This is a genomic window from Barnesiella sp. ET7 (genome assembly GCF_024733785.1).
GTDB classification, from domain to species: Bacteria; Bacteroidota; Bacteroidia; order Bacteroidales; family Barnesiellaceae; genus Barnesiella; species Barnesiella merdigallinarum.
On the sequence record NZ_JANRHM010000019.1, the window covers coordinates 66,072 to 72,868 of the forward strand.

A 6,797-nucleotide genomic window follows, 5' to 3' on the forward strand; every position below is an offset into this window, starting at 1 on the left:
TCTATATATACAAAAAACGTGGAGCCGACACCTGTTGCCCGTTCCACGATTCAAAGGCTCTCGCATTGCCCAGTTAGCCGAAACGAGCAACGTCGAAAGCCCCACGCCGATGTATGTATATAAATCCACCATTTCCATTGCACCCCTGCGGGGCGCAATGGCGGTTGTATATAATACACCCCGAGAGACATTCACCGCTGCTTTGTCTTTTGACTAACTGTTTAGAATTTGCGAGATTCTTGAATCGTCAAAACCAAAGCGCCAAGTAAACGCCCTTTATATATATGTATGCCCATCCCTCCCCTTACCTGTCCATAAACAGGTCCGGCGCAGAATGACCATACAAAGTTATTAAAATTATTTTGGTTTTATAAAAGAAAAGCAAATATTTATCCCGATTAGATACTGATTTTTAATTCTCCTATGCAAGGATAGAGAAAGGAATATGGGGCTGTATCAAAATGATAAATTTTGGCGCAGTCCCTTAGGTGTGTTAGAATTGATAATTATCCAAAGATGATATAACAAACGGCATTTACCCACCGTATAACAAGAATGTTAATGTTTATATAATACATTGATATACAAATAATTATAGTTTGAAAAATGTTAAACTCAGTTCAAAATTTGGTTAATTCCCTAAAAACCTTCAACTTTGCCGTCGAATTTATGGGTTCCCGTCAGCAAAGGAAGCGTCCCGAGCAAGAGGAACTAACCGCTGAAAATCAGCGGGGTCTGCCGTTTCGGTGTGATGCCCCCAACGTCAGATTTAGTATGAACCATAACACTTCAGTATGAAGAAAACCAAGTCAGTTATTGGTATGCTGGCGTTGATTTTGTTGTTTTCTTCGGCCTTCAACCCGAACAAAACGGGTCTGAAAGAGGGGGAGCGAGCCCCGCAGCTGAGCCTGCAAAACGCCGATGACAGCGTCTCGCTCCAATCGTTGAAAGGCCGGTACGTACTGTTGAACTTCTGGGCAGGCTACGACGCCCCCTCGCGTATGGAGAACATACGCTACGCCCGGGAAATCGACAAGAGCGGACTCGAAAACATCAGCCTCGTGTCGGTATCGTTCGATACCAACCGCAAGGTCTTCGAAGAGACCATCAAACGAGACGGCTTGAACGCAGCTACCCAATTCTATGACAAAGACGGCTCACGGTCGGATATATTCGACAATTACCGTCTGAGCAAAGGATTCGCCAGTTATCTGATTTCGCCCGAGGGTGTTATCATCGCCAAAGACCCGAATCCGGAACATTTGACAAAACTTATTCGTCAATAATCAAAAACCGCCGCTGTACATTTTTGTTCAACGGCGGTTTTCTTTTTTTCGCATACCCCACCCTCGCGCTCGCGTGCACGCGCCGGCGAGCGGACTATCGTTTATTTTTACCCGGTAACATTGCGACAGCAAACGATTTGTATTAACTTTGCAGCCAATTTCGGGGACGACTCTCCGGCCATTGCCGCGGGGCTGCCGCTCACCCCCCCCCGAAGGGTCAACTTGCAAAGAAAGGCAACAACATGATTATCGCCAGCCAAAAGAAAAAAGAGAATATCGCCGAATATCTGTTGTACATGTGGCAGATCGAAGACCTCATACGGGCTTACGGGCTGGACATAGACCGCATACAGCAACAGATTATCGACCCCTACGACATCTCGCCCGAACAGAAGAAGGCGATGCGCGAGTGGTACGAGTCGCTCATCGACATGATGCACGCCGAGGGGGTGGAACAGAAGGGCCACCTGCAACTGAACAAAAACGTGCTCATCGACCTCACCGACCTGCACCTGCGGCTGCTCAAGTCGCCCCGCGAGCCCTTCTACGGCGCGGCCTTCTTCAAGACCCTCCCCTACATCGTCGAGCTGCGGGCCAAGTCGGGCGACGAGAAGGCCGGCGAGCTGGAGACCTGCTTCAACGCCCTCTACGGCGTGTTGCTGCTGCGGCTGCAGAAGAAGGAGATCAAGCCCGACACCTTGAAGGCCATCCAGCAAATATCGTCGTTCCTCTCGCTCCTGGCCGAAAAATACAAGCAGGACAAGGCGGGCGAACTGAAACTCGAAAACGATTAAAAAACAGATACGAACCATGACAAAAAGAGTTCTTATTACCGGCGCAAACGGCCAACTGGGCCACGAGATGCGCAACGTACTGAATGGTGATGACCGCTTCGAAGCCATCTTCACCGACGTAGCCGAACTCGACATCTGCGATGCCGAAGCCGTGAACCGGGCTGTCGCCGACAACCGCGTGGACTACATCGTGAACTGTGCCGCCTATACCCAGGTCGACAAGGCCGAAGACAACGTGGAGCTGTGCCGCAAAATCAACGCCACGGCCGTCGAGAACCTGGCCCGTGCCGCCGCAGCCTGCGGGGCCCGCATGATACACGTCTCGACCGACTACGTATTCAACGGACGGGGATACCGCCCCTACACCGAGGATATGACGCCCGACCCCCAATCGGTCTACGGCTCCACCAAACTCGAGGGCGAACAGGCCCTGATGCGCCTCTGCCCCCAGAGCGCCATCATCCGCACCGCCTGGCTCTACTCGCCCTACGGCAACAACTTCGTGAAGACCATGATGCGGCTGGGCACCGAGCGCGACGAGCTCTCGGTCGTAGCCGACCAGATAGGCACCCCCACCTGTGCCGCCGACCTGGCCCGCGCCATCCTCGCCGTGCTCACGGCCGAGACCTTCGTGCCGGGCATCTACCACTTCTCCGACGAAGGGGCCTGCAGCTGGTACGACTTCACCGTCGCCATCCACCGTCTGGCCGGCATCACCTGCCGGGTGAAACCCATCCGCAGCGACGAGTATCCCAGCCGGGCACACCGCCCCTTCTACAGCGTGCTCGACAAGAGCAAAATCAAACAGACCTACGGCATCACCATCCCCCACTGGTACGAGAGCCTGTCGCATTGCATAGAAATTTTACAAGAAACCCGTTAACATCGTGAGTACACTTACAGAGGAAATCAGTAAACGCAGAACATTCGCCATCATCAGCCACCCCGATGCCGGTAAAACCACCCTCACCGAAAAGCTGCTGCTTTTCGGCGGTGCCATCCACATTGCCGGGGCGGTCAAGTCGAACAAAATCAAAAAGACCGCTACATCCGACTGGATGGAGATCGAGAAACAGCGTGGCATCTCGGTAGCCACCTCGGTCATGGGCTTCAACTACGGCGACTACAAGATAAACATTCTCGACACCCCCGGCCACCAGGATTTTGCCGAGGACACCTACCGCACCCTCACGGCGGTCGACAGCGTCATCATCGTCGTCGACGTAGCCAAGGGCGTGGAGACCCAGACCCGCAAGCTCATGGAGGTGTGCCGCATGCGCAACACGCCCGTTATCGTCTTTGTCAACAAGCTCGACCGCGAGGGGCGCGACCCCTTCGACATCCTCGACGAGCTGGAGTCGGAGCTCAAAATCAACGTCCGCCCGCTCAGCTGGCCCATCAACATCGGCCAGAAGTTCAAGGGCGTCTACAACATCTACGAGCAGAACCTCAACCTCTTCACCCCCAACAAGCAGGTGGTGACCGAGCGCATCGAGCTCGACGACGTGAACAGCCCCGAACTCGAAGCCTACATCGGCGAGCAGGATGCCGAGAAGCTGCGGGCCGACCTCGAGCTCATCGAGGGGGTATACCCCGAGTTCAACGTCGACGACTACCTGGCCGCCCGCACGGCGCCCGTCTTCTTCGGCTCGGCCCTCAACATGTTCGGTGTCAAGGAGTTGCTCGACTGCTTCGTGAAGATTGCCCCCTCGCCCCGCCCCGTCCAGGCCGTGGAGCGGCTGGTGCGTCCCGAGGAGGAGAACTTCACCGGTTTCGTCTTCAAGATTCACGCCAACATGGACCCCAACCACCGCAGCTGCATCGCCTTCGTCAAGGTATGCTCGGGCAAGTTCGAGCGCAACGCCAACTACAAGCACGTGCGCAACAACAAGATGATGCGATTCTCGAGCCCCACCGCCTTCATGGCCCAGAAGAAATCGGTCGTCGACGAAGCCTACCCCGGCGACATCGTGGGTCTGCCCGATACCGGCAACTTCAAGATCGGCGACACCCTCACCTGCGGCGAAGAGCTCCACTTCAAGGGGCTCCCCAGCTTCTCGCCCGAGATGTTCAAGTATATCGAAAACGACGACCCCATGAAGTCGAAACAGCTCAACAAGGGCATCGACCAGCTCATGGACGAGGGCGTGGCCCAGCTCTTCATCAGCCAGTTCAACGGCCGCAAGATCATCGGCACCGTGGGGCAGCTGCAGTTCGAGGTCATTCAGTACCGACTGCTCCACGAGTATGGCGCCCAGTGCCGCTGGGAGCCCATCAGCCTCTACAAGGCCTGCTGGATCGAAAGCGACGACCCCGAGGCCCTCGAGGCCTTCAAGAAACGCAAGCACCAGTTCATGAGTGTCGACCGCGACGGGCGCGACGTCTTCATGGCCGACTCGAGCTATGTGTTGCAAATGGCCCAGACCGATTTCCCCAAAATCAAGTTCCACTTCACCTCCGAGTTCTAAGTCCGGGGGGAGGCGGAAAGAACGATACTCCACTCCACACAAGGGGCCGACCCAAAAGAGATTTTTTGAGGTCGGCCTCTTGTTTTTGAGCCGGCCTGTCGTCCGGGAGCCCGGGAGGCCGGAGGGAGCCGTTTCACTCGGCCACTACCACCACCCGGCTGTTGGGCAGGTCGGGGATATAGATGTGACCGTCGGCCACGGAGATGTCGGCAGGGCCGACCAGCGGTTGTTCCAACTCGACCGATACCGGGGTAACCGTTTCGGTATTCAGGTCGATGCGGCTCAACCCGGCCGGAGCCCAGTTGGTGATGTAGAGGGCGGTGCTGTCGGCCGAGAAGGCGATGCCGTCGTATTGTCCCGGGGCATCGATGACCGTCTCCAGGGCGGGAGCGGCAACATCGGCCACGCGATAGATGGTGTGCTCGGGGCGGGTATTGCCGTCGGCGGGATAGGAGGCGATGTAGAGCGACTCTCCGTCGGAGAGCAGTCCGTTGGGACCGGGCACGGTGAGCCACTCGACGGGGGCACCGATATTGGCCATGTCGCTGATGTCGATCTTGAAAATCTGGTCGGCATTGGTTACCGAGGCGTAGAGGGTATCGCCTACGGCGGCCAGGTCGTTGACAAAGAGGCATCCCTCGGGCAACGAGAGGATGCGGGGCTGGGCCTCGCGCCGGGCCAGGTCATAGACCACGACTTTGTTTACATCGCACACGAAGAGATGGCCCTTGCCTACATACATGCCCTTGGGGGCCGAGAGGTTGCCGTCGGCGGGGATGAAGGTCGAGGTCTCACCATCCTTGTAGTGGAGGATGTAGCCCTTGCCCTCGGTATTGAGGGGGTTGAGCTGCTCGGTGCCGAAGTTGGCGATGAGCAGGCCGCCGTCGTAGGGATAGGTGCTTTCGCAGAAGCGGACGCCTTCTTGAACGACTACGGGTGCCTGCGACACCGCCTTCTTTTGCGTGCAGGCCGAGGTGAGGAGGAGTATGGCCAAGCAGGCCATGGAAACTGTTTTTTTCATATCTGTATGGTTCTTATGGTTTGGTATATCCAGGGTGACGGCGGGCGGAAGTGGTGGCGACGACGGCCGCAGGGGCTGCCGCAGCTGACCGGATTGCCCGACCGGGAGGAGCAGTCGACAGGTCTCTACCGAGCGAGGTGCTCTACAAATTTGGAACAAATCTAAGGTATTGCCGGATATTTGTCTATATTTGCAAAACAGATTTTTTCAATAACATCTATCGATAAAACCGATTAAGGAGATGGAACTGCGTCAACTGAACTACTTTAAGGCGGCTTGCGAACTGCGCAACTTTTCGGAGGCGGCGCGGATGCTGCATATCTCGCAGAGCACGCTGTCGCAACAGATAGGACAACTGGAGGAGGAGCTGGGTATCCTGCTCTTCGACCGCGTGGGCAAGCGGGTGCTGCCCACCGAGGCGGGTCTGGCCCTGCTGCCCTATGCCAGCAAGGCGATACAGGATGCCGAGGACGGGAAACAGATGATACGCGACCTGAAGGGCATCCGCACGGGAGAGTTGCACGTGGGGGTGACGCACAGCATGATTTCGCTGATGCTGCCGGCGCTGGAACGGTTTACGCGTGACTATCCGCACATCGGGCTGCGGGTGACGCAGGGGACCTCGGAGGAGCTGCTGCAACAGCTGGAGCGCCACGCGCTCGACTTTGTGCTGTCGTTCAAGCCGCGCGAGGTGTACAACGATTTTGAAACGATGCCTCTCTTTCTGTCGGAGCTCTACTTTGTGGTGCACCACTCGCACCGGCTGGCCTCGCTGTCGTCGATAACGCTGAAACGGCTCTCGGCCACGCCCCTCATCCTGCCCGAACGGGGCTTTGCCACCCGCACGAAAATCGAGGAGCTGTGCCGGAAAAACCGGCTGTCGCTGACCGTGGGCATAGAGATGAACGACGTGCACACCATTCTGCACCTGCTCAGGGGCGGCGAGTGGGGTACCATACTGACGCAGGCGGCGGTGGCCGACGAGCCCGACCTGGTGCGGGTGCCTATCTTGTGTGCCGAGCCGCTCACCTCGCCGGGCTACCTCTTCTGGCCGCAGGGGTGCTACCGCAAGCGGGCGGCAACGGCCTTTGCCGACTACCTGCTGGAGGTGATACGGGAGGGGAACTTCCGCCCGATTCCCGAGGGGTAAGGACCCTGCCCCGGGAGCACACACGCAAACAGGCAAGCGGCACCAGATCCCCCTGACCAAACGGCCCCGGGAGCACAC

Annotated in this window: 6 protein-coding genes; 5 read left to right on the forward strand and 1 reads right to left on the reverse strand. The window is 57.0% G+C overall.

From position 1 onward, the window contains the following. The first annotated feature begins 794 nt into the window (after nt 1–794). The 4 genes from NW211_RS11670 to NW211_RS11685 all read left to right on the forward strand — a co-directional run bounded on the left by NW211_RS11670 (nt 795) and on the right by NW211_RS11685 (nt 4,548). Nucleotides 795–1,286, forward strand: a complete 492-nt coding sequence (locus NW211_RS11670) for a peroxiredoxin (protein WP_087409416.1) — start codon at nt 795–797, stop codon at nt 1,284–1,286. A gap of 242 nt (nt 1,287–1,528) precedes the next feature. Next, nucleotides 1,529–2,080 (forward strand): DUF4924 family protein, encoded by a 552-nt coding sequence (locus tag NW211_RS11675; protein ID WP_087409436.1) that lies wholly within the window; start codon nt 1,529–1,531, stop codon nt 2,078–2,080. Nucleotides 2,081–2,096: 16 nt separating this feature from the next. Beyond that, nucleotides 2,097–2,963 carry a dTDP-4-dehydrorhamnose reductase gene (rfbD, locus tag NW211_RS11680; RefSeq protein ID WP_300133618.1) on the forward strand — a complete coding sequence of 289 codons (867 nt, stop codon included), beginning with the start codon at nt 2,097–2,099 and terminating at the stop codon, nt 2,961–2,963. A gap of 4 nt (nt 2,964–2,967) precedes the next feature. Beyond that, the gene (locus tag NW211_RS11685) at nt 2,968–4,548 is read left to right on the forward strand and encodes a peptide chain release factor 3 (protein WP_087409414.1); all 1,581 of its coding nucleotides are present in this window, start codon (nt 2,968–2,970) and stop codon (nt 4,546–4,548) included. A 133-nt stretch (nt 4,549–4,681) separates the two neighbouring features. On the opposite strand, the gene NW211_RS11690 is transcribed toward NW211_RS11685, so the two are convergent. Beyond that, on the reverse strand, nt 4,682–5,569 hold the full coding sequence (locus NW211_RS11690; RefSeq protein ID WP_258327937.1) for a hypothetical protein: 888 nt from the start codon (nt 5,567–5,569) through the stop codon (nt 4,682–4,684). 241 nt (nt 5,570–5,810) lie between these two features. Here NW211_RS11690 and NW211_RS11695 point away from each other — a divergent pair, with 241 nt between their 5' ends. Continuing rightward, entirely contained in the window at nt 5,811–6,719 is a 909-nt protein-coding gene (locus NW211_RS11695; RefSeq protein WP_258327938.1) for a LysR substrate-binding domain-containing protein, read from the forward strand. Nucleotides 6,720–6,797: the final 78 nt, after the last annotated feature.

What these genes read in the sequence shown, in the direction of transcription:
- rfbD (WP_300133618.1), top strand. Translation starts at nt 2,097, where the DNA reads ATGACAAAAAGAGTTCTTATTACCGGCGCAAACGGCCAACTGGGCCAC.
- NW211_RS11695 (WP_258327938.1), top strand. Translation starts at nt 5,811, where the DNA reads ATGGAACTGCGTCAACTGAACTACTTTAAGGCGGCTTGCGAACTGCGC.
- NW211_RS11690 (WP_258327937.1), bottom strand. Translation starts at nt 5,569, where the DNA reads ATGAAAAAAACAGTTTCCATGGCCTGCTTGGCCATACTCCTCCTCACC.
- NW211_RS11675 (WP_087409436.1), top strand. Translation starts at nt 1,529, where the DNA reads ATGATTATCGCCAGCCAAAAGAAAAAAGAGAATATCGCCGAATATCTG.
- NW211_RS11670 (WP_087409416.1), top strand. Translation starts at nt 795, where the DNA reads ATGAAGAAAACCAAGTCAGTTATTGGTATGCTGGCGTTGATTTTGTTG.